The sequence below is a fragment of the Achromobacter sp. SIMBA_011 genome, assembly GCF_046535435.1.
Lineage (GTDB): Bacteria > Pseudomonadota > Gammaproteobacteria > Burkholderiales > Burkholderiaceae_B > Achromobacter > Achromobacter dolens.
The window spans coordinates 1-508 of sequence record NZ_JAWRWN010000040.1 but is presented as its reverse complement, the minus strand read 5'-3'; the positions used below and the strand labels follow the sequence as shown (position 1 = coordinate 508).

The 508-nt window shown below is 58.1% G+C and carries 1 protein-coding gene and 1 pseudogene; both read left to right on the top strand.

The genetic code is table 11. The features are described 5' to 3' along the window. Positions 1 to 220 (top strand): hypothetical protein (locus SB816_RS29790; protein WP_410547965.1); only part of this gene is annotated, 220 nt, incomplete at its 5' end. A gap of 97 nt (positions 221 to 317) precedes the next feature. After that, positions 318 to 508: pseudogene (locus SB816_RS29785) on the top strand (elongation factor P); the annotation flags it as partial.

The following is a 508-nucleotide window of genomic DNA, read 5'->3' as shown; positions in this document are numbered from 1 at the left end:
AGCGCGGCGGTCGGCGTGGACATCGGGTGTCCACCATGGCGACATTGTCTCGTTGCTCGAGCCCATCTCTCTTTTCTTTTCCGTCTCACCTGCGGGCCTTGCTGCGGATAAACGGCCCGCAAAACGCCTGATCGCATCATTTAAAGCAATTCCGGGCGGAAAACCGCTAGGCACTCTTCCGCGAATTGCTGTAGAAGGCTGGCAATTCGCGCGGATTTAAGGTAGTTGCGCCCCAGAAAAAAGACAAAACGTCTGCCGGGGCCGGTGCTGCCGCGCAGTCCTTTACGACGCATTTCATCGAGTTACAAGGAAGTCATATGGTCAAGGTTATCGCCTCATCCGTCCGCAAGGGCAATGTTCTCGACGTGGACGGCAAGCTTTACGTCGTTCTTACCGCGCAGAACTTTCACCCAGGCAAGGGCACGCCGGTCACGCAGGTGGACATGCGCCGCATCGTTGACGGCGTCAAGGTCTCCGAACGTTGGCGCACCACCGAGCAGGTCGAGCG